General features: G+C 66.4%; 21 protein-coding genes. 8 read left to right on the top strand and 13 right to left on the bottom strand.

Annotation, left to right across the window (positions count from 1 at the left end; genetic code table 11):
- The first annotated feature begins 1 nt into the window (after window position 1).
- A complete protein-coding gene (locus tag MUU56_RS26425; protein WP_244770259.1) occupies window positions 2-688 on the top strand; it encodes an ABC transporter ATP-binding protein in 687 nt (228 codons plus the stop codon).
- Window positions 685-1,947, top strand: a complete 1,263-nt coding sequence (locus tag MUU56_RS26420) for an FtsX-like permease family protein (protein ID WP_244770258.1) — start codon at window positions 685-687, stop codon at window positions 1,945-1,947. Before MUU56_RS26425 ends, MUU56_RS26420 begins: the two co-directional genes overlap by 4 nt.
- A 77-nt stretch (window positions 1,948-2,024) precedes the next feature.
- On the opposite strand, the gene MUU56_RS26415 is transcribed toward MUU56_RS26420, so the two are convergent.
- The 6 genes from MUU56_RS26415 to MUU56_RS26390 form a co-directional block, all read right to left on the bottom strand.
- Window positions 2,025-3,725 carry a dihydroxyacetone kinase family protein gene (locus MUU56_RS26415; protein WP_244770257.1) on the bottom strand — a complete coding sequence of 567 codons (1,701 nt, stop codon included), beginning with the start codon at window positions 3,723-3,725 and terminating at the stop codon, window positions 2,025-2,027.
- A gap of 35 nt (window positions 3,726-3,760) precedes the next feature.
- Window positions 3,761-4,699, bottom strand: a complete 939-nt coding sequence (locus MUU56_RS26410; protein WP_244770256.1) for a sugar phosphate isomerase/epimerase family protein — start codon at window positions 4,697-4,699, stop codon at window positions 3,761-3,763.
- 39 nt (window positions 4,700-4,738) lie between these two features.
- On the bottom strand, window positions 4,739-6,277 hold the full coding sequence (locus tag MUU56_RS26405; RefSeq protein ID WP_244770255.1) for a tripartite tricarboxylate transporter permease: 1,539 nt from the start codon (window positions 6,275-6,277) through the stop codon (window positions 4,739-4,741).
- A 33-nt stretch (window positions 6,278-6,310) separates the two neighbouring features.
- Complete coding sequence (locus tag MUU56_RS26400; protein ID WP_244770254.1) at window positions 6,311-6,811, bottom strand: tripartite tricarboxylate transporter TctB family protein; 501 nt, start codon at window positions 6,809-6,811, stop codon at window positions 6,311-6,313.
- A gap of 64 nt (window positions 6,812-6,875) precedes the next feature.
- Entirely contained in the window at window positions 6,876-7,868 is a 993-nt protein-coding gene (locus MUU56_RS26395) for a Bug family tripartite tricarboxylate transporter substrate binding protein (RefSeq protein ID WP_244770253.1), read from the bottom strand.
- Window positions 7,869-7,938: 70 nt separating this feature from the next.
- On the bottom strand, window positions 7,939-8,973 hold the full coding sequence (locus tag MUU56_RS26390; protein WP_244770252.1) for a 4-hydroxythreonine-4-phosphate dehydrogenase PdxA: 1,035 nt from the start codon (window positions 8,971-8,973) through the stop codon (window positions 7,939-7,941).
- A gap of 187 nt (window positions 8,974-9,160) precedes the next feature.
- Here MUU56_RS26390 and MUU56_RS26385 point away from each other — a divergent pair, with 187 nt between their 5' ends.
- From MUU56_RS26385 to MUU56_RS26360, 6 genes are all read left to right on the top strand, one after another.
- Entirely contained in the window at window positions 9,161-9,862 is a 702-nt protein-coding gene (locus MUU56_RS26385; RefSeq protein ID WP_244770251.1) for a GntR family transcriptional regulator, read from the top strand.
- 582 nt (window positions 9,863-10,444) lie between these two features.
- The gene (ytfQ, locus tag MUU56_RS26380) at window positions 10,445-11,407 is read left to right on the top strand and encodes a galactofuranose ABC transporter, galactofuranose-binding protein YtfQ (protein WP_244770250.1); all 963 of its coding nucleotides are present in this window, start codon (window positions 10,445-10,447) and stop codon (window positions 11,405-11,407) included.
- A 105-nt stretch (window positions 11,408-11,512) separates the two neighbouring features.
- The gene (gene ytfR / locus MUU56_RS26375) at window positions 11,513-13,033 is read left to right on the top strand and encodes a galactofuranose ABC transporter, ATP-binding protein YtfR (protein ID WP_244770249.1); all 1,521 of its coding nucleotides are present in this window, start codon (window positions 11,513-11,515) and stop codon (window positions 13,031-13,033) included.
- On the top strand, window positions 13,030-14,055 hold the full coding sequence (locus MUU56_RS26370) for an ABC transporter permease (protein WP_244770248.1): 1,026 nt from the start codon (window positions 13,030-13,032) through the stop codon (window positions 14,053-14,055). The genes ytfR and MUU56_RS26370 overlap by 4 nt, the downstream gene beginning before the upstream one ends.
- Complete coding sequence (gene yjfF, locus MUU56_RS26365) at window positions 14,052-15,020, top strand: galactofuranose ABC transporter, permease protein YjfF (RefSeq protein ID WP_244770247.1); 969 nt, start codon at window positions 14,052-14,054, stop codon at window positions 15,018-15,020. The genes MUU56_RS26370 and yjfF overlap by 4 nt, the downstream gene beginning before the upstream one ends.
- Window positions 15,021-15,209: 189 nt before the next feature.
- Window positions 15,210-15,932: a FadR/GntR family transcriptional regulator gene (locus MUU56_RS26360; RefSeq protein ID WP_244770288.1), complete on the top strand. Its 723-nt coding sequence runs from the start codon at window positions 15,210-15,212 to the stop codon at window positions 15,930-15,932.
- A gap of 17 nt (window positions 15,933-15,949) precedes the next feature.
- On the opposite strand, the gene MUU56_RS26355 is transcribed toward MUU56_RS26360, so the two are convergent.
- The 7 genes from MUU56_RS26355 to MUU56_RS26325 form a co-directional block, all read right to left on the bottom strand.
- Window positions 15,950-16,654: a cytochrome c3 family protein gene (locus MUU56_RS26355; protein WP_284221061.1), complete on the bottom strand. Its 705-nt coding sequence runs from the start codon at window positions 16,652-16,654 to the stop codon at window positions 15,950-15,952.
- Window positions 16,655-16,656: 2 nt separating this feature from the next.
- Entirely contained in the window at window positions 16,657-17,148 is a 492-nt protein-coding gene (locus MUU56_RS26350; RefSeq protein WP_244770245.1) for a nitrate reductase cytochrome c-type subunit, read from the bottom strand.
- Window positions 17,118-19,622 (bottom strand): periplasmic nitrate reductase subunit alpha, encoded by a 2,505-nt coding sequence (gene napA, locus MUU56_RS26345; RefSeq protein WP_244770244.1) that lies wholly within the window; start codon window positions 19,620-19,622, stop codon window positions 17,118-17,120. The genes MUU56_RS26350 and napA overlap by 31 nt, the downstream gene beginning before the upstream one ends.
- A complete protein-coding gene (locus tag MUU56_RS26340; protein WP_244770243.1) occupies window positions 19,597-19,881 on the bottom strand; it encodes a chaperone NapD in 285 nt (94 codons plus the stop codon). The genes napA and MUU56_RS26340 overlap by 26 nt, the downstream gene beginning before the upstream one ends.
- The gene (gene napF / locus MUU56_RS26335) at window positions 19,874-20,374 is read right to left on the bottom strand and encodes a ferredoxin-type protein NapF (RefSeq protein WP_244770242.1); all 501 of its coding nucleotides are present in this window, start codon (window positions 20,372-20,374) and stop codon (window positions 19,874-19,876) included. The genes MUU56_RS26340 and napF overlap by 8 nt, the downstream gene beginning before the upstream one ends.
- A gap of 10 nt (window positions 20,375-20,384) precedes the next feature.
- Window positions 20,385-20,552, bottom strand: coding sequence for a periplasmic nitrate reductase, NapE protein (napE, locus tag MUU56_RS26330; RefSeq protein ID WP_398432221.1), 168 nt, complete (start codon window positions 20,550-20,552; stop codon window positions 20,385-20,387).
- 394 nt (window positions 20,553-20,946) lie between these two features.
- Window positions 20,947-22,026: a siderophore-interacting protein gene (locus tag MUU56_RS26325; RefSeq protein WP_244770240.1), complete on the bottom strand. Its 1,080-nt coding sequence runs from the start codon at window positions 22,024-22,026 to the stop codon at window positions 20,947-20,949.
- Window position 22,027 lies beyond the last annotated feature (1 nt).

The raw sequence follows: 22,027 nt of genomic DNA, 5'->3' as shown, positions 1-22,027 counted from the left end.
GATGCTCGCGCTCGATATTGCCGCCCTGGAGATGCGCTTTCCCGGCCTCGATACGCCTGTGCTTTCCATCGAAAACCTGCACCTTCCCGCCGGCGGCGGGCTCGCGATCACGGGCGCCTCCGGCTCGGGCAAGAGCACGCTGGTCAATGTCGTCACCGGGCTGGAGCCCGCAACGCGGGGATCCGTTTGCTGGGGGGACACGGAGATCACCCGTCTGCCCACCGGCCGGCGCGATGCCTTCCGCGCCGCCCATATCGGCCTCGTGATGCAGGATTTCCACCTCTTCCCCGGCCTTTCGGCCTACGAGAACGTCGTGCTGCCGGTGCGGCTCGCCCGCCGCCTGAAGCCGGGCGAGCGCGAACGCGCCCTCCACCTGCTCGAAATCAGCGGCATTGCCCGCCCCGGCCAGCCCATCGAGACGCTGTCGCGCGGCGAGATGCAGCGCGTGGCGGTGGCGCGGGCGCTGCTGCCGAAACCCGGCGTGATCGTCGCCGACGAACCGACGGCGAGCCTCGACCGCCGCATCGGCGGCGAGGTGGCCGACCTCATCGTGCGGCTTGCCCGCGCGGAGGGTGCCACGCTGCTCGTCGTGACCCACGACCCGGCCCTGGTGGAGCGCATCGGCCGGCATATCGTCCTCGACGGCGGCCGCATCATCGAGGACGCCGGGAAGGCGGAAGCGGCATGATGGGCTTCATCCTCGCCGATCTTCGCCGGTTCAAGGGCGGCGCGCTCGCCGTCGTCGTGCTGATCGCGCTTTCGGTCGCGCTCAGCGTCGCCGTCACGCTGCAGGAGCGGGCCGTGCGGCTCGGCAGCGCGCGGGCGGCGGAAAAGTTCGACCTCGTCGTCGGCGCCGCCGGCAGCGAGACGCAGCTTGCCCTGTCGGCCGTCTTCCTCCAGCCATCCCCCCTGCCCCTGATGTCCGGCGCCGTGCTGGAAAAGCTCGCGCGGGACCCGCGCGTTTCCTTCGCCGCCCCCGTCGGCTTCGGCGATTCCGCCGATGGCCGCCCGGTCGTCGGCACGACGACGGCGCTGGTCACCGCCCTGTCGCCGACGCTTGCGGAAGGGGCTATCTTCGCCCGCCTCGGCGAGGCGGTGATCGGCGCCGACGTGCCGATGCGCCTCGGCGCGCAGATCAAGCCGATGCACGGCGCGGCCGATAGCGGCGGCCATACCCATGTCGAACTCGCCTATACGGTGCGCGGCCGCATGGCGCCGACCGGCACCGCCTGGGACCGGGCGATCCTCGTACCGATCCGGGCCGTCTGGCAATTGCACGGCATGGGAGCGGAGGCCGAACACGGGCACGACCACGGCGACGAAGCGCCAGACGGTGCCGCGGCGGAGGATCATGACCACGCGGTCCATGTCGAGCCGGACGCGGCGCTCGACGAACATTTCGATGCCGAAACGCCCGGCATCCCCGCCGTCCTCGTCAAGCCGAAGACCATGGGCGACGCCTACCGCCTGCGCCAGGAATATCGCAGCGAGACGACGCTCGCCGTGTTCCCCGCCGAAGTGCTGACCCGTCTCTATGCGACGCTCGGCGATGCCCGCAGCCTGCTGCTCGCGATCGCCATCGCCACGCAGGCGATCGTCGTCGCCGCCATCCTGCTCGTCACGATCATGCATGTCGGCGCCCGCCGGCGGCAGATCGGGGCGCTCAGGGCCTTTGGCGCCCCGCGGCGGGCGGTCTTCGCAATCGTCTGGGGCGAACTCTTCCTGCTGCTGCTGGCCGGTTTCGCCCTCGGCCTTGCCATCGGCTATGGCGCGGCATGGGCCATCTCCGCCGCCCTCGCCTCCGCGACGGCGGTTCATATGCCCGTGGAATTCACGCGGGCGGATCTCTCGCTGGCGATGTGGTTCGCCGCTCTTGCGGTGCTGGTGTCGATCGTACCAGCGCTCTCGGCTCTTCGCCTCAGCCCGGCGGCCGCCTTGAGAGCCTGACGCAGCTGGAGGCAGGACGGCCCGCACGGGCCCGGCAAAAATCGCCGGGCCGTTTCCGGAACTGCAATATCGACCGGTCAGATAGCCTCGCCGATGATCCTTGCGACCAGCGCCAGCGAGATCGCGCCGGCGTCCGGATGGCCGATGCTGCGTTCGGCGAGCGGGCGGGCACGGCCGAGTTTCGGCGTCAGCGCGGCGGTGGCGTCGGCCGCTGCCGTCGCAGCGGCTGCGGCATCGGTCCAGGCGGATTTCAGCGGCTTGCCGGCCGCAAACGACGCCTCCAGCGTCTCGACGAAGGGCACGAGCGCATCGACGAGGGTCTTGTCACCGACGCGGGCGCGGCCAAGCCGCGTCACGGCATCGAGCGCAAGACGCGCGCCCCTGACCACGGCGGCGTCATCGAGAACGGCATCGTCGGAAAGCGCGTTGCTCCAGGCGCGCAGCAGCAGGCCCCAGATGGCACCTGACGTGCCGCCCGCCCGGTCCGCCCAGGCATCGCCGGCGACCGCAAGCGTGCTCGCGGCGCCGGCACCGGCGGCGAGTGCCTGCCCGACGGCGTCCTCGGCGGCAGCGGAGCCGCGGCGCATGCCCTGGCCATGGTCGCCGTCGCCGGCCTGCGCGTCGATGCGGCCCAGCTCGTCCTCCGCGTCCTTCAACCCTTTCGCGGCAAGGCCGAGAAGCCTTGCGATGCAGGCCGCGTCCTTGCGCGAGGCGGCCGAGGACGGGCCGAAGGTCGGCGCCGCATCCTCGTTGACGATGGCGTCGGTGGCACGCTCCGTGCGGATCTCGCCGCCGCGGCGGAGGACGGGCGCATCGCAGGCCGCGGTCCAGTAGGTTTCGAGCTCCGCATCCAGCCACATCAGCGTCAGCGAGCAGCCCTGCATGTCGAGGCTGGTGACATATTCCCCCGCCTCGGGCGCCACGATCTCCAGCCCTGCCGCCTTCAGCAGCCCGGAGATCGCGGTCCAGAGGACGAAGAGCTCCTCGTATTTCGTGGCGCCGAGGCCGTTCAGCACCACTGCCACGCGCGTGACGCCCTGCGGGCGCTCGGCAAGAAGCCTTTCGACGAGGAGGGCCGCAAGATCCTTCGCCGGCACGACGGTCTCCTCGCGGATGCCCGGTTCGCCATGGATGCCGAGGCCGAGCGCCATGCGGCCCTTCGGCACGGTGAAGAGCGGGCCGCCGGCGCCCGGCAAGGTGCAGCCGTCGAAGGCGACGCCGAAGGAGACGGTGCGGTCGTTGGCATGGCGCGTGATGCGCTCCACCTCGTCGAGGGAAAGGCCGGCTTCCGCCGCCGCGCCCGCGACCTTGAACACGGCAAGATCGCCCGCAATGCCGCGGCGCTTTCCATGCGCCTCGGCCGGCGCGCTCGCCACGTCATCGGTGACGGGAACGATGCGGACATCGATGCCCTCGGCCCTGAGACGCTCGGCGGCGACACCGAAATTCAGCACGTCGCCGGCATAGTTGCCGAAGCCGAGCAGGATGCCGCCACCGTGATCGGCCTGCCGGCAGACGCGGGCGACCGCCGCCGTCGAGGGCGAGGCGAAGACGTCGCCGGCAACCGCCGCGTCCGCCATGCCCGGGCCGACATAGCCGGCAAAGGCCGGATAATGCCCCGAACCGCCGCCGACGACGACCGAGACCTTACCCTTCGGCACCCGCGTCGCCCGCACCACGCCGCCGCGCACGAGGCGGACATGGCGGCTGTAGAGATCGGCAAAGCCGGCAAGGGCGGTGGCCGCGAAATCCTCCGGTGCATCGAAGATGGTGGTCATGGTGATCGTCCCTCGTCTTGTGCTGGATCGTCTTGTCAGCGGCGCGGCAGGATGCGTCGCAGGTAATCGCGGTTGGCGGCCGAGACCGAAAGGCCATCGCCGCCGTAGTGCTCGCAAAGGAAGGCGCTGCGGAAGCCGTGCGCAAGCGCCATGCGGATGGCGGCGCGGTAATTGATGATGCCGGTCTCCAGCGGCGCCGGATGGGTGACGATCGCCCCCGTTCCCGGATCCTCCGTGCGCGTATAGTTCTTGACGTGCCAGTATTTCGCGAAGGGCGCGACCTTCTCCATCATCTCCTGCCAGTGCTCCACGGGGCGGTGCAGGCGGATGAGGTTGCCGATATCCGCATTGATGCCGACATTCGGCAGGCCGACCGCCTCGACGAAGCGCACGCTGCTGTCCGCCGTGCCGAGATAGGTGTCCTCGTACATTTCCAGCGCCATCTCGATGCCGAGCTCCTCGGCATGGCGACCGAGCTCGCGGATGCGCGCGACGGCCTTCTGCCAGACGGCCGGATCATCGGGATTGCACGGGCCATCGACCGTCCAGAACCAGAGCGCCTTCTTCTGCCCCACCGTCAGCGGCTCGAAGAGGCCGAAGGAGACGGCGCCCGCGCCGATCGCCTTCGCCGTGTCGATGACGCGGTGGCCATAGGCGAGATAGGCATCGCCGTGGACGGCATCGATGACGCTGCGGCGGGAGATCGAGATCGCCGGGATCGTCAGGCCGAGCGAGCGCACCAGCGCCATGAAGGCATCGAGCCGCGCCGGCGAAAGATCGGCGAGCCGCAGCCAGCTGTCCGTCGGGTCGAGCTCGGTGAAGCCGGCATCGACGACGTCGTCGAGCGTCGCGGCCCATTCCTCGACGGACTGGTCCTGCACCGAACGGCCATCCGCCAGGAGGTTCGGATACTGGATCATCGCGGCCGCGATCGGCCAGGTTTCACGGGTCCATGCGGGCGCCGGAACGGTCATGACGAACTCCTGGTGCGGAAAAGGCGGGGAGCCGGCGGATCAGACCGCAGGCGTGCCGTCCTGCGGGGACTTGGGAACGCCGAGCCGGCGGCGGCGCGAGATGCCGAGAAGCCAGAAGACGAGCGGCGAGAAGAGCAGCGCAAGGCCGACCAGCATCAGCGTCGTCACCAGCCCGTTCGACCAGAAGACCGAGAGCTGGCCGCCGGACAAGAGCATGGACTGCCGGAAGGCATCCTCCGCCTTGTCGCCGAGCACCATGGCAAGCACGAGCGGGGCAAGCGGATAATCGAGCTTCTTGAAGACATAGCCGAGGAGGCCGAAGACAAGCACCAGCCACATGTCGCTGACGGCATTGCCGACCTGGTAGGCGCCGGACAGGATGATGGCGACGATGATCGGCCCGATGATGGCGAAGGGCACGCGCAGGATCGAGGCATAGAGTGGCACGGTGGCGATCACCAGCACGACGGCGACGATGTTGCCGAGATACATGGAGGCGATCAGGCCCCAGACGAAATCCGGCCGGTCGGTGAAGAGCGTCGGGCCGGGCGTGAGGCCCCAGATCATCAGGCCGCCCATCATGACCGCCGCGGTGGCCGAGCCCGGAACGCCGAGCGCCAGCATGGGCAGCAGCGCGGAGGTGCCGGCGGAATGGTCGGCCGTCTCCGGCGCGACGACGCCGCGCGGATCGCCCTTGCCGAATTGCGACTTGTCGCGGGCCGAGCGGCGGGCGACGCCGTAGCTCATGAAGGAGGCCGCCGTCGGGCCGGCGGGCGTGATGCCCATCCAGATGCCGATCAGCGTGGAGCGGGCAATGGTGAACCAGTAGCGCGGCATCTCGACCAGCGTGCGGCCGATCTCGACGAGCCTCACGCGTGCCTTGATGCCCTCGAAGCGCAGCCCCTCCTCCGTGGTCAGCAGCAGTTCGCCGATGCCGAAGAGACCCATGACGGCGATGAGGAACGAGACGCCCTTGATGAGTTCGGGAATGTCGAAGGTCAGGCGCAGGTTGCCCGAGATCGTGTCCATGCCGACGGAGGCGAGCGCGAAGCCGATCATCATGGAGACGAGCGTCTTGAACGGCGACTGGGCGCCCATCGAGATGAAGCTTGCGAAGGCGAGGAAATAGACGGCGAAATATTCCGGCGAGGAGAAGCGCAGCGCGAAATTGGCGACCCAGCCGGAAAGCAGCGTGATCATCACGACGCCGGCAAGCGCGCCGAGGCCGGCCGAGACGAAGGCGAGCGTCAACGCCCGGCTCGCCTCGCCCTTCTTGGCCATCGGATAGCCGTCGAAGGTGGTGGCGACGGAAGAGGGCTCGCCCGGAATGTTGAAGAGGATGGAGGTCGTCGACCCGCCGAAGAGCGCGCCCCAATACATGCAGGAGAGCAGGATGATGGCCGAGATCGGATCCATCGAGAAGGTGAGCGGCAGGAGCAGCGACACGCCGTTCGGCGCCCCGAGGCCGGGCAGCACGCCCACCAGGATGCCGAGCGTGACGCCGAGCATCATGAGCAGGATGTGGTTGAAGCTCAGGATATGGCCGAAGCCATCCATGAGAAGACCGATATTTTCCATGTCTTTCCTCCGAAGACCGGCGCCCTCGCGCGATCAGTAGATCCCGAAGAAGGCCTCGACCGGACCCTTCAGGAGCGGAACCTTGAAGCCGATCTCGAAAATGACGAAGAAGAAGAGGGCGACGCCCATGCCCGCGGCAAGGCCGGCCCACCACTTGTACTTGCCCTGGAAGGTCATCGTTCCGGCGATGTAGAGCGCCGTGCCGACATAGAGGCCGAGGAGGGTGGAGACCGCGGCGAAGGCGACGAGCGGCAGCAGGAAGCCGAGCACGACCTTGAAGCGCGCCATGTCGACGAAGATCTCGCCGCTGCCGCGATGCTTGACGACAGCGTAGACGAGGTTCATCGCGCTGCCGAAGACGATCAGCAGGCCGATATAGAAGGGGAAATAGCCGGCATCCGGCCCCATCTCCGTCCAGCCCGCGCCGGCCTCTATCGAGCCGTAGGCGACGGCGATGCCGAAGGCGCCCGTCAGGAGGGCGACGCCCGTTTCCATGGCGAAACGGGAAAGCCCATTCGCGCTGTTCTCACGCATGGATCAGACCTTTCCGAAAGGGGGTGCGGATGCCGTGGGGCATCCGCGCGGAACCTTGGGAGGTTCAGTTCGCAAGCCAGCCTTCGCGCTTCAGCACGGCGCTGACGGCGGCTTCGTTCTTCTTGATGAAGTCCGCAAACTCCGTGCCGCTCATATAGGTGCCGGACTGCGAGGTGTCGGCAAGATATTTCTGCCATTCCGGCGTCTCGGACACCTTCTTCAGGACATCCGCATAGAAGCTGACAACCTCCGGCTCGACACCGGCGGCAAGCCAGACGGTGCGCGGCATGGCGTAGTTGTCGATGGCGATGCCGCTGTCCTTGCAGGTCGGGATGTCCGCCCAGCCCTGGTCGCCGGCCACCTTCGCATCGCTCTTCAGCTTTTCCGACTTGAAGACGCAGACCGGCCTGACCATGCCGGCCTGCCACTGGCCGAGATTCTCGCTCGGATTGTTGACATTGGCCGCGACGTGATCGCCGGCAAGCTGCACGGCCGCCTCGCCGCCGCTCTTGAACGGAACGTAGCCGATATCGGCACCGGTCGCCTCGTTGATCATCGAGGTGAGGATCTGGTCGACGTCCTTGGACTGGCTGCCGGCGACCTTCAGCGTGCCCGGCGCCGCCTTGGCTTTCTCGACGAAATCGGCGGCCGTCTTGATCTCGGACTTGCCGTTGACCCAGAGCACGAATTCGTCGGAAGCGAGCGCGGCGACCGGCGTCAGGTCGGCGGCGGTGTAGGGCACCTTGGCGCGCACGGGCAGCAGATAGGCATTGTTCGTGCCGAAGGTCAGCTTGTGAGCATCGCCCTTTGCGGTCGCGGCATAGACGAAGCCCTCCGCGCCGCCGGCGCTGCCCTTGTTGGTCACCACCACCGGCGCCTTCATCAGCTCGTACTTGGCGATGATCGACTGGATGGTGCGGGCGAAGATATCCGTGCCGCCGCCGGGGCCGGCCGTGACGACGAATTCGACCGGGCGCTCCGGCTCGAAGGCGAAGGCCGGCAGGGCGACGCCCGATGCGGCCGCGACGATGCAGGCAATGGTAAGGGACTTTTTCATCTTGCTCCTCCGTTGGGATGATCCCGGCACGAACCTCCTCCGTGCCGGTATACCTCAAAAATTCGACAGGTCAGGCGGCGGCCGAAAGCGCGGCGGCCTTTTTCGCCATGCGCGCGGCCAGAAGCAGCGCCTCGCGGCTCGCCCCGACATCGGCAATGCCCTTGCCGGCAATGTCATAGGCCGTGCCGTGGGCCGGCGTGCAGAGCGGGAACGGCAGGCCGCCCATCATGGTGACGCCCTTGTCGAAGCCCATGAGCTTCATCGCGATCTGGCCCTGGTCGTGATACATGGTCATGACCGCCTGGAAGCCGTCCTTCAGGGCGCGCAGGAAGACGGTATCGGCCGGGAACGGACCCTCGACATCGAAACCGCGCGCCTTCGCCGCCGCGACGGCAGGCTCGATGATGTCGATCTCCTCCATGCCGAAGGAACCGCCGTCGCCGGCATGCGGGTTGAGGCCCGCAACGGCGATGCGCGGATTGTCGTAGCCGGCATTGCGCAGGCAGGCCGCGGTGAGCTCGATCTCGGCGAGGATCGCCTCGACCGAAAGCGCCGCCGCCACGTCCTTCAGCGGAATGTGCGAGGTGACGCGCGCATTCCAGACCTTTTCCAGCACGTTGAACTCGCGGACCTTGCCGGTGAAGCCGATGACGTCGGCGACGAAGCGGATTTCGTCGTCATAACCCGGATAGGCGTAGCGCATGGCCTTCTTGTTGAAGGGCGTGAAGCAGACGGCCCCGGCCTTGCCCTGATCGGCAAGCTGCAGCGCGGCGCGGAAATTGGTCGTCGCGAAGGTGCCGCCGGCAAGCGTCGCCTCACCGCGCACCACATCCGCCGGATCGAGATGGGCAAGGTCGATGAAGACATGGCGCTCGCCGCCCGCCGCACCGAAGGTCTCGAGCGTTGCGGCCTCCAGGTCGAGGTCGAGGCCGGCCGCCTTCGCGCCCTCGTCGAGAATGCGGCAATCGCCGATCACCACGAGATGGGCCGCGGCCTTGACGTCGTCGAGCGCAATGATGCGGGCGGTCAGCTCGGGGCTGATGCCGGCCGGGTCGCCCATGGCGAGCGCGATAACGGGACGCGCGTCTTTTGCGCTCTCGGTCATGATGAAGCTCCTCCGCTGCATTCTGTATGCAGCTTTCATACGGCATCCAAAATGCTGCATCAAGTCTTTTGTATTCTGTATGCAGCATTTTTTATTGACGCCATCGTCCCGGCTCTCCATGCTCGCACCAAATCGCCAACGCGGCCGGCGCCCTCGGGCCGGACCTGAAAGACGCAAGATCAAAGACATGGATGAGATCAGAAGCTTGGGGCTCCCGGAAAGCAGCCTGCCGGAACCGATCCGCCGCACGGCGCTGCACGACACGCTCGTCGGCCGCCTGCGCGACATGATCATCGAGGGGCACCTGTCGCCGGGAACGCGCCTCAACGAAGGCCAGCTCGGCCAGATGCTCGGCGTTTCGCGCACTCCCCTGCGCGAGGCCATCAAGTATCTGGCGAGCGAAGGCCTGGTCGAGCTCGTTCCCAGCCGCGGCGCCGTCGTGAAGCGCTTCGGGGCGAAGGACGTCAAGGACATGCTGTCGGTCCTCGCCACGCTGGAGGAACTGGCCGGCAGGCTTGCCTGCGCGAGCGCGCGCGATGAGGAGATCGCGGAAATCCGCGCCCTGCACGACCGCATGGTCCGGCATTACAAGGCGGGCGACCGCCTGGAATATTACAAGCTCAACCAGGCGATCCACACGCGAATCGTCGCCATTTCCGGCAATGCCGCGCTGGCCGAGGTGCACGGCATGCTGCAGACCCGGCTGAAGCGCATCCGCTTCGTCGGCCACGAGGGCGCCGAGAAATGGGCGGCCGCGGTCGGCGAGCACGAGGAAATGGTCGCCGCGCTGGAGGCGCGCGATGCCGACCGGCTGTCCGAAGTTCTGGGACGCCACCTGAAAAAGGCCTGGGAGCGCGTCAGCGAGACGCTGGAAGGCGCCGGCCGGTAAGAAACCGGAAGCCCCTTATAAACCGATCCCCTGTGGGAATGCCCCCGCCTGCTTCCCCTTCCCCGGGGAAGGAAAGAACGGCAATGTTGCATTCCAAAGGCAATTGCCCCGCTTGTAGACCAGATGGTTCGCCCTGTTTCGACGAGAGCGCTCCGCTTTGCCGTCGTCGAGGTTCCGGCCATATCTCGGCAGCACCGGCCCCGAGCGCGTGCATGCTCCGATCGCATGGGCGAATCATCGATCGGCTATCCACTGTGGGACCCTTGCCCGTTCCACGGTTTCGCCGGCATCCCTGTCGGGCCCTCGTTCTTCTGTTCGCCGCCTTGCCCGCCAGCATGGGCTCGCGAACGGCAGCGGCGCCTGTTCCAGCGCGCGTTCAATGTTTCCGCCGCAAGGCAGGCGATCTTTCGCATTCGCCGACAAGCCCTTGAAACAGCTTGCAGAACCCATCCGGCAATTCGCGCCCCTGCCCGCCTCCACGCAAAGAAATTCCCGGCACCGCAAATTTGATGGTTTACAATAGTAATACAATATGATGTTTTACCTTCGCTGCTGAGGAGCAGCTTTCTTTGGGAGGACATCATGAAATTCAAAATCGCACTCGCGAGTGCCACGATCCTTGCTGCCTCGATGTTCAGCGCCGCATCCGCGGCCGAGCTGACCGTCGGCTTTTCGCAGATCGGGTCCGAGTCCGGCTGGCGCGCCGCCGAGACGACGCTCACCAAGCAGCAGGCCGAACAGCGCGGCATCGACCTGAAATTCGCCGATGCGCAGCAGAAGCAGGAAAACCAGATCAAGGCCCTGCGCTCCTTCATCGCGCAGGGCGTCGACGCCATTCTCGTCGCCCCGGTCGTGGCAACCGGCTGGGACGAGGTGCTGCAGGAAGCCAAGGATGCGGAAATCCCGGTCATCCTGCTCGACCGCACGGTCGACGCCCCCGACAACCTCTACCTGACCGCCGTCACCTCCGACCTCGTGCACGAGGGCAATGTCGCGGGCAAGTGGCTGGTCGACACGGTAGCCGGCAAGCCGTGCAACGTCGTCGAGCTCCAGGGCACGACCGGTTCCTCGCCCGCCATCGACCGCAAGAAGGGCTTCGAGGAAGCACTCGCCGGCCATGACAACCTGAAGATCGTCCGCAGCCAGACCGGCGACTTCACCCGCACCAAGGGCAAGGAAGTCATGGAGAGCTTCCTGAAGGCGGAGGACGGCGGCAAGAACATCTGCGCGCTCTATGCCCACAACGACGACATGGCCGTCGGCGCCATCCAGGCGATCAAGGAAGCCGGCCTGAAGCCGGGCACCGACATCCTCGTCGTCTCGATCGACGCCGTGCCCGACATCTTCCAGGCGATGGCTGCCGGCGAAGCCAATGCCACGGTCGAGCTGACGCCCAACATGGCAGGCCCCGCCTTCGACGCCCTCGACGCCTTCCGCAAGGACGGCAAGGCACCGCCGAAGTGGATCCAGACCGAATCGAAGCTCTATACGCAGGCTGACGATCCGGCGAAGGTCTACGAGGAGAAGAAGGGCCTCGGCTACTGATCTCACCCTGGAGCCCCGTGTCCGGCCAATGGCCGGGCGCGGGGCCTCCGCCAGGCCCGTTCGCCTCCTAGGCTGCGGGCGGCCATCCTCATCCGGGTCGGGACCATGCAGCCTGCCAGTTCCTATATTCTTTCGGCGACGGGGATCGACAAGATCTTTCCGGGCGCCAAGGCACTGAACCGCGTCGATTTCTCTCTGCGGCGCGGCGAGGTGCATGCCCTGCTCGGCGAAAACGGCGCGGGCAAGTCGACGCTCGTCAAGTGCCTCACCGGGGCCTATCGCCGCGACGGCGGGCGCATCCTCGTCGATGGCGCCGACGTCGATCCGCAGAGCACGCTGGAGGCCCAGAACCTCGGCATCGGCACCGTCTACCAGGAAGTGAACCTGCTTTCGAACCTGACGGTCGCCGAAAACCTCTTCCTCGGCCGCCAGCCGAAGCGCTTCGGCCTCGTCGACGCCCGCGAGATGAACCGCCGGGCAAGGGCGCTGCTTGCCGAATACGACCTTGACATCGACGTCACCGCCGAACTTGCCGCCTATTCCGTCGCCGTGCAGCAGGTCGTCGCCATCGCCCGCGCGGTCGACCTGTCGGGCAAGGTGCTGATCCTCGACGAGCCGACCGCCAGCCTCGACACGCACGAGGTGGCGATGCTGTTCCGCATCGTGCGACGGCTGAAGGAGCGCGGCCTCGGCATCGTGTTCATCACCCACTTCCTCGAGCAGGTCTACGCGATTTCCGACCGCATCACCGTGCTGCGCAATGGCCAGCTCGTCGGCACGCGCGAGACCGCCGACCTGCCGCGCCGCGACCTGATCGCCATGATGCTCGGCCGCGAACTGGTGCAGGAAGTGGCGGGCGAGCACGGCGCGAAGGGCGAGGCCGGCCCCGTGCGCTTCCGCTTCCGGGGTTTCGGCCGCAAGGGCCATATCCAGCCGTTCGACCTCGATGTCGGCGCGGGCGAGGTCGTCGGCATTGCCGGCCTGCTCGGCTCCGGCCGCACGGAGACGGCCGAGATCCTCTTCGGCGCCGAGCGCGCCGACAGCGGCACGGCGGAGAGAGACGGCCGGACGCTCGACCTCTCGTCCCCCCGCGCCGCCATCCGCGAGAAATTCGGCTTCTGCCCGGAAGACCGCAAGGTCGATGGCATCGTCGGCGACCTTTCCGTACGCGAGAACATCGCGCTCGCCCTCCAGGCCCGACGCGGCTGGGCCCGGCCGATCAGCCGCGGCGAGCAGGACCGGCTGGCGGACCACTACATAAAGGCGCTCGACATCCGCACGAGCGACCGCGAGAAGCCGATCAAGCTGCTCTCCGGCGGCAACCAGCAGAAGGCGATCCTCGCCCGCTGGCTCGCCACCAATCCGGATTTCCTCATCCTCGACGAGCCGACGCGCGGCATCGATGTCGGCGCGCATGCGGAAATCATCCGCCTCATCGAATCCCTGTGCGAGAAAGGCATGTCGCTGATCGTCATCTCCTCCGAACTCGAAGAGCTGGTCGCCTATTCCAGCCGCGTCATCGTGCTGCGCGACCGGGCGCATGTCGCCGAACTCACTGGCAGCGCGGTCACCACGGACGGCATCGTCGAGGCAATCGCCGCTTCCGCCGGGAGGGCCGATCCATGAACACGACCTTGAAAACCTATGCCGTCAGGCTCTTTCCGCAGGTCGCCGCGCTCGTCGTCATCCTCCTGATGGTGTCGATCGCCTTTCCGGGCTTCTTCCGCCTCGAAATGCAGAATGGCCGGCTCTATGGCAGCCTCATCGACATCCTCAACCGCGGCGCACCGGTGGCTCTGCTGGCGATCGGCATGACGGTGGTGATCGCCACCAAGGGCATCGACCTGTCGGTCGGCGCCGTCATGGCGATCTGCGGGGCTGTCGCCGCCGCCTGCATCACGGCGGGTTACGGGCTGGCGATGACGCTGCTCATCACCATCGGCACCGGCCTCCTGTGCGGCCTGTGGAACGGCCTCCTCGTCGCCGTTCTCGATATCCAGCCGATCATCGCGACCCTGGTGCTGATGGTCGCCGGCCGCGGCATCGCCCAGCTCATCACCGAGGGGGCGATCCTCACCTTCAACGATTCCGGCCTCATCTTCATCGGCAGCGGGTCGTTCCTCGGGCTGCCCATGCCCGTCGTCATCTGGCTGGTCTTCGGCCTTGCCGTGGCGCTCATCGTGCGGCGCACGGCGCTCGGGATGCTCATCGAGGCGCTCGGCGTCAACCGGCGCGCCTCCATGCTCTCGGGCGTTTCCACCGGCGTGCTGCTGATCGCCGCCTATGTGCTCTCGGGCCTCTGCGCCGCGCTCGCCGGCATCATCGCCGCCGCAGACATCCGCGGCGCGGATGCCAACAATGCCGGCCTCTGGCTGGAGCTCGACGCGATCCTCGCCGTCGTCGTCGGCGGCACCTCGCTGCTCGGCGGGCGTTTTTCCATCGCCGCCTCGCTGCTCGGCGCGCTCATCATCCAGTCGATCAACACGGGCATCCTGCTGTCCGGTTTCCCGCCCGAATTCAACCTGATCATCAAGGCGGCGATCATCGTGCTGATCCTCGTCATCCAGTCGCCGCGCGCGCAGTCGGCCTTCGTCTTCCTCTCCCGCCCGCAGGCGGCGGCAAGCAAGACGGGCGAGGAGACGAAATGAACCCGCGTTATCTCCCCCTCACCGCCACGATCGCGATCTTCCTCATCGCCTATGCCGTCTGCATCGCGCAATATCCGAACATGCTGTCGACGCGGGTGATCGGCAACCTGCTGACGGACAATGCCTTCCTCGGCATCGCGGCGGTCGGCATGACCTTCGTGATCCTGTCCGGCGGCATCGATCTTTCCATCGGCGCGGTCATCGCCTTCACCGGCGTCCTTCTCGCCGTGCTGCTGCAATCGACCGCGATCCATCCGCTTGCCGCCTTCGTGCTGGCGCTTGCCGTCACCACGGCCTTCGGCGCCTTGATGGGCGCGATCATCCATCACCTCGAAATGCCGCCCTTCATCGTCACGCTTGCCGGCATGTTCCTGGCGCGCGGCATGGCCTTCGTGCTGTCGATCGATTCGATCCCGATCAAGCATCCCTTCTACGCCACGCTGAAGAGTGTCTATTACAAGCTGCCCGGCGGCGGACGCATCACCCTCATCGGTGGCCTGATGCTCCTCGTTTTCGCTGCCGGCATCCTGATCGCCCACCGCACCCGCTTCGGCGCCAACATCTACGCGCTTGGCGGCGGCACGGCGACGGCGCGGCTGATGGGCGTGCCGATCGGGCGCACGACGGTGATGATCTATGCCCTCTCCGGCTTCCTCGCGGGTCTGTCCGGCATCGTCTTCTCGCTCTACACCTCCGCCGGCTATTCGCTGGCCACGGTTGGCGTAGAACTCGACGCCATCGCCGCGGTCGTCATCGGCGGCACGCTCCTGACGGGCGGTTCCGGCTTCGTCGCCGGCACGCTGGTCGGCATCCTCATCCAGGGCCTCATCCAGACCTACATCACTTTCGACGGCTCGCTGTCGAGCTGGTGGACGAAGATCCTGATCGGCCTCCTGCTCTTCGCCTTCATCCTGCTCCAGAAGGGCCTGATCCTCGCGACGGACCGGCGGAGGCGGCATGCCTGACATGCGTCCCGCCGCCCTCGCCCGTACCCGAAACCCCGGCGGCTAGAGCACTTCCGCTTTTCTTCAGAACGCGAAAGCGCTCTAGCCTTTTGTTTTAACGCAATTCCGGACGCAAAACCGCTTCGCACCTTTGCTGGAATTGCTCGATGCGAGGACGGACCGGTGCGCAAGAAGGGCCTGCTCGAAACGATGATGAACGGACCCGTGGCCCGCACCAGCCACTCGCAGGTCGTGGGCGAGCTCGGCAGGGCGATCGTCGCCGGCGAGTTTCCGGTGGGTGCCACGCTGCCCGGCGATGCGGATCTCGAAGCCCGCTTCGGCGTCTCGCGCACGGTGCTGCGTGAAGCGATGAAGACGCTGGCGGCCAAGGGGCTGGTCGTGCCGCGCGCCCGCATCGGCACGCGCGTCACCGCAAAGACCCAGTGGAACCTCTTCGACAGCGACATCCTCACCTGGCATTTCGCGGTCGGCGTGGACGAGCAGTTCCTCGTTCATCTCAGCGAGATCCGCCTCGGCTTCGAGCCGCAGGCCGCCGCCCTTGCCGCCCGTCACGCGAGCGAGGCCGACATCAACCAGATGATGCTACTCGCCGTCGCCATGGGCGACCCGGCCCACACGCCGGAGACCCTGGCGCTCGCCGACCTGCGTTTCCACCTCAGCGTCATCGATGCGGCACGCAATCCCTTCATGCGCACGGTGGGCAGCCTCATCGAGGCGGCGCTGGCCGGCATCTTCAAGCTCTCCTCGCCCGCCGCCGACCACATCAAGATCGGCGACGTCGCCGCAAGCCACATGCGCATCGTCGAGGAGATCCGCCGGCGCGACGAGGACGGCGCGCGGCGCGCCATGGAAACCGTCATCCGCGTCGGCCGCAGCCGCCTGACGGATACGCTGGCGCAGAAGCGGCCATAGCGCTCAAGCTCCCGGAACTAGAACGTCATCGCGCCATGCGCGCTCGCCACCGCCTTGCGCAGATCTTCGATCGCCCCGTTGGACGCCGCGGGAAGCTCTTCGCCCTCCAGTTCGCGCGGCATCTTCCAGCCGGGATCGACGCCCTCCATGTTGGGCAGCTCGTGGGCGATGCCCTTGTGGCAGTCGATGCACGTCGCCTTGCCGGGCAGGAGGAACCTGGCGTGGATATCGGCCGCGCGCTGGGTCTGCTTGGTGAAATCCATCGCGACGGCCGAATGACAGTTGCGGCATTCCAGGCTGTCGTTCGCCTTCAGCCGCGCCCATTCATGCTGGGCAAGCTCCAGCCGATGGTCGAGGAATTTCTCGCGCGTGTTGATCGTGCCGAAGATCTTGCCCCAGACCTCCTTCGAGGCCTGCATCTTGCGGGCGATCTTGTCGGTCCATTCATGCGGCACATGGCAATCCGGACAGGAGGCGCGCACGCCGGAGCGGTTGGTGAAATGCACCGTGTTGGTCAGCTCCTGGTAGACGTTGTCCCGCATCTCATGGCACGAGGTGCAGAACTTCTCCGTGTTCGTCAGCTCCAGCGCGGTGTTGAAGGCGCCCCAGAACATGACGCCGCCGACGAAGCCGCCGAGCGTCAGGAAGGCGAGGCTGAGGGTCGCCGCAGGCGTGGTCAGAATGGTCCAGACCCAGGCGAGGACGGCCTTGATGCGCGCCACCATCACTCGCTTCCCGCCTTGGTGACGCCCATGTCGCTCATGTCCTTGAACGTGTTCTCGACGAGCGGCTTGTGATCGGCCTGCGGCACATGGCAGGCGGTGCAGAAATAGCGCCGCGGCGAGACGTCGGCGAGCATCTGGCCCTCGCGCGTCATGTAGTGGGTGATGCTGATCATCGGCGCGCCGGCATCCTGCGAGAATTCACGCTTGTGGCAGGAAAGACAGCGGTTGGCGTTGACCGACAGCTGGTAGCCGTCGATCGAATGCGGGATGACCGGCGGCTGTTCCGGATAGGCGCGCATGCGGCGGATGTCGTCGATGACCCATTTCGGCAGGGGATCGGCCGGCAGGGTCTGCATCGCGTCGCCCTGCGGGCCGGAAAGCTGCGGCACCATCTGTGCCATGGCGCCGGTGGCGAGCACCGCCACGCCGATCGCGGCGAAAATCCATCCGGGGCTCGGGGTCAGGCGACGGGTTCGATCTTGACTGCGCATTTCTTGAAATCCGTCTGTTTCGAGATGGGGTCGGTGGCGTCGAGCGTGACCTTGTTGATGAGCTGGCTGGCATCGAACCACGGCACGAAGATCACGCCCGGCGGCATGCGGTTGCGCCCGCGCGTCTCGACGCGCGAGCGGATCTCGCCGCGCCGCGAGATGATGCGGATCTCCGATCCCTGGTTGAGGCCGCGCTTGCGCGCATCGTCGGCATTCATGAAGCAGCGCGCGCCGGGGAAGGCCTTGTAGAGCTCGGGGACGCGCATGGTCATCGAACCGGAATGCCAGTGCTCCAGCACGCGGCCCGTGACGAGCCAGATGTCGTATTCGTCGTCCGGGGATTCGGCCGGCGGCTCGTAGGGCACGGCGATGATCGCGGCCTTGCCGTCCTTGTTGCCGTAGAACTTCACGCCCTCGCCGGGTTTCACATAGGGATCGTACCCTTCGCGATAGCGCCACAGCGTCTCCTTGCCGTCGACCACCGGCCAGCGCAGGCCGCGCACCTCGTGATAGGTGTCATAGGGTGCAAGGTCGTGGCCATGGCCGCGGCCGAAGGCGGCATATTCCTCAAAGAGGCCCTTCTGGATGTAGAAGCCGAAATGCTGTGCCTCGTTGTTGGCGTGCTCGGGCTTAACCTCGTCGATTGAAAATTTCGCGACGTCGCTCTCGGCGAAGAGCACTTGATAGAGCGTCTTGCCCTTATAATCCGGGTTGGCGGCGAGAAGCTCCGCCGGCCAGACCTCGTCCGTGGTGAAGCGCTTGGAGAACTCGACCATCTGCCAGAGATCGGAGCGCGCCTCGCCCGGCGCCTGCACGAGCTGGTGCCAGACATGGGTGCGCCGCTCGGCATTGCCGTAGGCGCCCTCCTTCTCCACCCACATGGCGGCGGGAAGGATGAGGTCGGCGCTCATCGCCGTGATCGTCGGATAGGCATCCGACACGACGATGAAGTTTTCCGGATTGCGGTAGCCCTGATAGGTCTCGTTCGAGGTGTTCGGGCCGGCCTGGACGTTGTTGTTGACCTGCACCCAGTAGAAATTGAGCTTGCCGTCGCGAAGCATGCGGTCCTGCTGGACGGCATGATAGCCGGGCTTTTCCGGAATGATGCCATGCGGCACGCGCCAGATCTCTTCGGCATGCTTGCGGTGTTCCGGGTTCGTCACCACCATGTCGGCGGGCAGGCGGTGCGCGAAGGTGCCGACCTCGCGCGCCGTGCCGCAGGCCGAAGGCTGGCCGGTCAGCGAGAAGGGGCTGTTGCCGGGCTCGGAAATCTTTCCCGTCAAAAGATGGAGGTTATAGACCATCTGGTTCGCCCAGACGCCGCGCACATGCTGGTTGAAGCCCATGGTCCAGAGCGACATGACCTTGCGGTCGGGATCCGCATAGAGCTCGGCGAGCTGCCTGAGGAAGCCGGCCTCGACGCCGGTCATCTCGACCGCCTTTTCCAGCGTGTATTCCGCGACGAAAGCCTTGAAGGCCTCGTAGTCCATCGGCTCCGTCTTGCCCGGATCGGCGGAATTGGCGGCATTCACCTCCACCGGATTGTCCGGCCTGAGGCCGTAGCCGATATCGGTGACGCCGCGCACGAACTTCGTGTGATTGCGCACGAAATCCTCGTTCACCCGGCCGGACTGGATGATGTGGTTGGCGATGTAGTTGAGAATCACCAGATCCGTGCCCGGCTTGAAGACCATCGGGATATCGGCGAGGTCCATGGAGCGGTGGGTGAAGGTGGACAGCACCGCCACCCGCACATGCTCGTTGCCGAGCCGCCGGTCGGCGATGCGCGTCCACAGGATCGGGTGCATCTCCGCCATGTTCGAGCCCCAGAGCACGAAGGCGTCGGCATGCTCGAAGTCGTCGTAGCAGCCCATCGGCTCGTCCATGCCGAAGGTGCGCATGAAGGCGACGGCGGCCGATGCCATGCAGTGGCGGGCATTCGGGTCGAGATTGTTCGAGCGGAAGCCGGCGCGCATCAGCTTTGTCGCAGCATAGCCCTCGAAGATCGTCCACTGGCCGGAGCCGAACATGCCGACGGCGGTCGGCCCCTTTTCCTTCAGCACCTTCTTGGCCTGTTCGGCCATCACGTCGAAGGCTTCTTCCCAGGTCACCGGCTCGAACTCGCCGTCCTTGGCATAGACGCCGTTCCGCCTGCGCAGGAGCGGCGCCGTCAGGCGGTCGGAGCCGTACATGATCTTCGAGAGGAAATAGCCCTTGATGCAGTTGAGGCCGCGGTTGACCTCGGCCTGCATGTCGCCGTGCGTGGCGACGACCTTGCCCTCCTTGACGCCCACCATGACGCCGCAGCCGGTGCCGCAGAAGCGGCAGGGCGCCTTGTCCCATTTGATCTCCAGCGCGCTCACCCCGCCCGGAACCGGCTGCGCGGCAGCGGGAAGCGCGATGCCCGCCGCCGCCGCCGCGACGCCCGCCGCCTGGGCCTTCAGGATGTCACGCCGCGTCAGTTCGCTGCCCATGCACCTCGTCCTCTTCCAATTCGACATGTTCGAAAACCATGTTCGCCGCGATCACGCCGTCGAGGACGGAGATGCGCATCAGCGTATCCCCGAGCACGCCGGTGCTCGGCCCCTCGATGACCACGACGATCCTGCCCTTGTCGCAGCCGTGCACCTCGACATTGGCAAAGCCGGCAAGCGCCTCGAGCACGCCCACCATGAAGTCCGGCCTGACGGCGATCACCGCGCTTGAAATGTGATAGCGGCGCCCATCAGGCATAGGCCACCTCCACGCTGCGGGGCGCGATGGCGACCGCGCCGGCCGGACAGACGGAAATGCAGGCGCCGCAGCCGGTGCAGGCCTCGGCCACAAGCTGCGGCGCGAAGGGGCCGCCGCGCACCGGACGGAAGCGGATCGCCTCCGCCGGACAGGCGTCCCGGCAGGCCTGACAGTCGACACCCTGGAACGGCAGGCAGGAGGACGCGATGGCGACGACATGATCGAAGCGGCCGGCGACGCCATCGGCGAACACCGGCTCGGGACAGTGCTCCGCGCAGGCACCGCAGAAGGTGCATTCCGCCGCCGCAAAATCGAGCACGGGCAAATCGTCAGTGAGGCGTATCACGCCGGTGGGACAGTGCTCCACGCACGACCCGCAGCCCGTGCAGGCGGCAAGGGCGTGCTCCGCGATGCCGGGCGGACGGATGCGGGCGGTCGCGTCATGCCTTCCGCCGCGCAGGAAATTCCGCCTGGAAAGGACTTGCTGCGTCATGGCCTTCCCCTCAATGGCCCGGCGGACCGGGCGGCCCATAGAGGATCTGGAACATCCAGACGAGGAAGCCGTAGCCGCCGACGACACCGACGGCGACGATGGGCCAGATGCCGAAAGCAAGGACGAAGAACGTGATAAGCTCGCGCCGCCGGCGTGATCCGGGCGTTTGTGGCGTCAGTTGTTCCGGGGCGACGTCAGACAAGGTATGCGTCCTCCGATACCAATCATCGTCGTGATACTAGCATCGCCCCAATGAAAATAAAGTGAAATAAACTTTCCACTTTCACTCATGAATATACTTGTAAAACATCAATTATCGATGTATTTTTATAAATATAACGAATTGAAGAACTTCGTATAAAATAAACAAAAAATACAGGATTAATTCATATTACGCCGGAGAAATATTAGAAGACCATCATTCCAAAGACATAACTATTCATGGAAGCCCGGCTTTCGCACCGCAATCGACGACGCAAAAGCCGGATATTGCCGGCACGCATCCGGAGCTACTCCGAAACCTTGTTTTACCTGGATTGTCCGGCACCGAAGCGATGCCGCTGCGGCCGGCTCTAGTCCTCTTCCGCGCGCCCGCGACGCCAGTAGGAAACGACGAGGTGCTCGGTGTTGGAAAGGCGCCTTTCCTGCCGCGCGAAGCTGCGGATCGCCCGGAAGGCTTCGAACTCGCAGCCCGCCCAGACATAGACGGCCTCGCCATCCATCGGGAATGCCACGGACCGCACGGCATCGATCAGCAGGTTCGTGCTGCCCGCTGGCCGGCCATCGCGGAACAGCCATTCGACGATGACCGCGGGCGGCGGCGCGAGGACCTGGACCTCGCCGGCATCCGCAACCTCGATGAAGACCCGGCCGCGTGCGCCTGCCGACAGGTTTTCCAGCATGCGGGCGATGGCCGGCAGCGCCGTCTCGTCGCCGGCGAAGAGATACCAGTCGGCCGCAACGAGGCCGCCGCCACCGGGACCAACCACGCCGATCCGGTCGCCGACAGCCGCGGCCGCCGCAAAGCCGGAGCCGGGACCTGCATCCGCATGGAGCACGAAATCGATATCGAGCGTGCCGGCGGCCAGATCGACGGAGCGCACCGTATATTTGCGCATCAGCGGGCGCAGCTCGGGTTTCTCCCAGGCAATCACCCCGTTCGCGCCGACATGCGGCCATTGCGGTTCGCCCGCCTCCGGCCGCTGTACCATGAGATTGAGATGCAGCGCGTCCAGCCCGGCGAACCGCGCGACGTTTTCGCCGGACAGCGTCAGGCGGCGCATATGCGGCGTCAGCGTCCGGCAGGCGACGACTTTGAGTATCTGGAAGTTCGGCGGGCGGACGATCTCCCCGCCATCGCCCGTCCAGGTGATGGCCGGCGGATCGTCGCCGGCAAATTCCAGGATGTGCGAGGCGACGGCCATGCGGGCGAGATAGAGCCCTTCGAGATCCGGCGCGGCGACATCGACCAGCGTCGCCTCGCCCTCGCGCGAGAACTGCGCGCGGATGCTCCCGAGCCGAAGCAGCGGGCCGGTCGGCCCCTCGCTCACTTCTGCATTGTGCTCCTGCATGTGGTCGCAGAATTCCGCGATGACGGGAGCGGGATTGCGCAGGGCGATCCGCGCCCGGGCGGTGTACTGTCTTGCGTGCATC

The sequence above is a fragment of the Shinella yambaruensis genome, assembly GCF_022899355.1.
GTDB classification, from domain to species: Bacteria; Pseudomonadota; Alphaproteobacteria; order Rhizobiales; family Rhizobiaceae; genus Shinella; species Shinella yambaruensis.
This window is presented reverse-complemented; position numbering and strand designations above follow the sequence as displayed.

Excerpts from the sequence above, each read along its gene's own strand:
- MUU56_RS26425 (WP_244770259.1), top strand. The coding sequence starts at position 2 with ATGCTCGCGCTCGATATTGCCGCCCTGGAGATGCGCTTTCCCGGCCTC.
- yjfF (WP_244770247.1), top strand. The coding sequence starts at position 14,052 with ATGAACCCGCGTTATCTCCCCCTCACCGCCACGATCGCGATCTTCCTC.
- MUU56_RS26350 (WP_244770245.1), bottom strand. The coding sequence starts at position 17,148 with ATGCGCAGTCAAGATCGAACCCGTCGCCTGACCCCGAGCCCCGGATGG.
- MUU56_RS26340 (WP_244770243.1), bottom strand. The coding sequence starts at position 19,881 with ATGCCTGATGGGCGCCGCTATCACATTTCAAGCGCGGTGATCGCCGTC.
- napA (WP_244770244.1), bottom strand. The coding sequence starts at position 19,622 with ATGGGCAGCGAACTGACGCGGCGTGACATCCTGAAGGCCCAGGCGGCG.
- MUU56_RS26395 (WP_244770253.1), bottom strand. The coding sequence starts at position 7,868 with ATGAAAAAGTCCCTTACCATTGCCTGCATCGTCGCGGCCGCATCGGGC.
- napF (WP_244770242.1), bottom strand. The coding sequence starts at position 20,374 with ATGACGCAGCAAGTCCTTTCCAGGCGGAATTTCCTGCGCGGCGGAAGG.
- MUU56_RS26360 (WP_244770288.1), top strand. The coding sequence starts at position 15,210 with ATGATGAACGGACCCGTGGCCCGCACCAGCCACTCGCAGGTCGTGGGC.
- MUU56_RS26325 (WP_244770240.1), bottom strand. The coding sequence starts at position 22,026 with ATGCACGCAAGACAGTACACCGCCCGGGCGCGGATCGCCCTGCGCAAT.
- MUU56_RS26370 (WP_244770248.1), top strand. The coding sequence starts at position 13,030 with ATGAACACGACCTTGAAAACCTATGCCGTCAGGCTCTTTCCGCAGGTC.
- MUU56_RS26385 (WP_244770251.1), top strand. The coding sequence starts at position 9,161 with ATGGATGAGATCAGAAGCTTGGGGCTCCCGGAAAGCAGCCTGCCGGAA.
- ytfR (WP_244770249.1), top strand. The coding sequence starts at position 11,513 with ATGCAGCCTGCCAGTTCCTATATTCTTTCGGCGACGGGGATCGACAAG.
- MUU56_RS26415 (WP_244770257.1), bottom strand. The coding sequence starts at position 3,725 with ATGACCACCATCTTCGATGCACCGGAGGATTTCGCGGCCACCGCCCTT.
- MUU56_RS26390 (WP_244770252.1), bottom strand. The coding sequence starts at position 8,973 with ATGACCGAGAGCGCAAAAGACGCGCGTCCCGTTATCGCGCTCGCCATG.
- MUU56_RS26405 (WP_244770255.1), bottom strand. The coding sequence starts at position 6,277 with ATGGAAAATATCGGTCTTCTCATGGATGGCTTCGGCCATATCCTGAGC.
- MUU56_RS26410 (WP_244770256.1), bottom strand. The coding sequence starts at position 4,699 with ATGACCGTTCCGGCGCCCGCATGGACCCGTGAAACCTGGCCGATCGCG.
- ytfQ (WP_244770250.1), top strand. The coding sequence starts at position 10,445 with ATGAAATTCAAAATCGCACTCGCGAGTGCCACGATCCTTGCTGCCTCG.
- MUU56_RS26400 (WP_244770254.1), bottom strand. The coding sequence starts at position 6,811 with ATGCGTGAGAACAGCGCGAATGGGCTTTCCCGTTTCGCCATGGAAACG.
- MUU56_RS26420 (WP_244770258.1), top strand. The coding sequence starts at position 685 with ATGATGGGCTTCATCCTCGCCGATCTTCGCCGGTTCAAGGGCGGCGCG.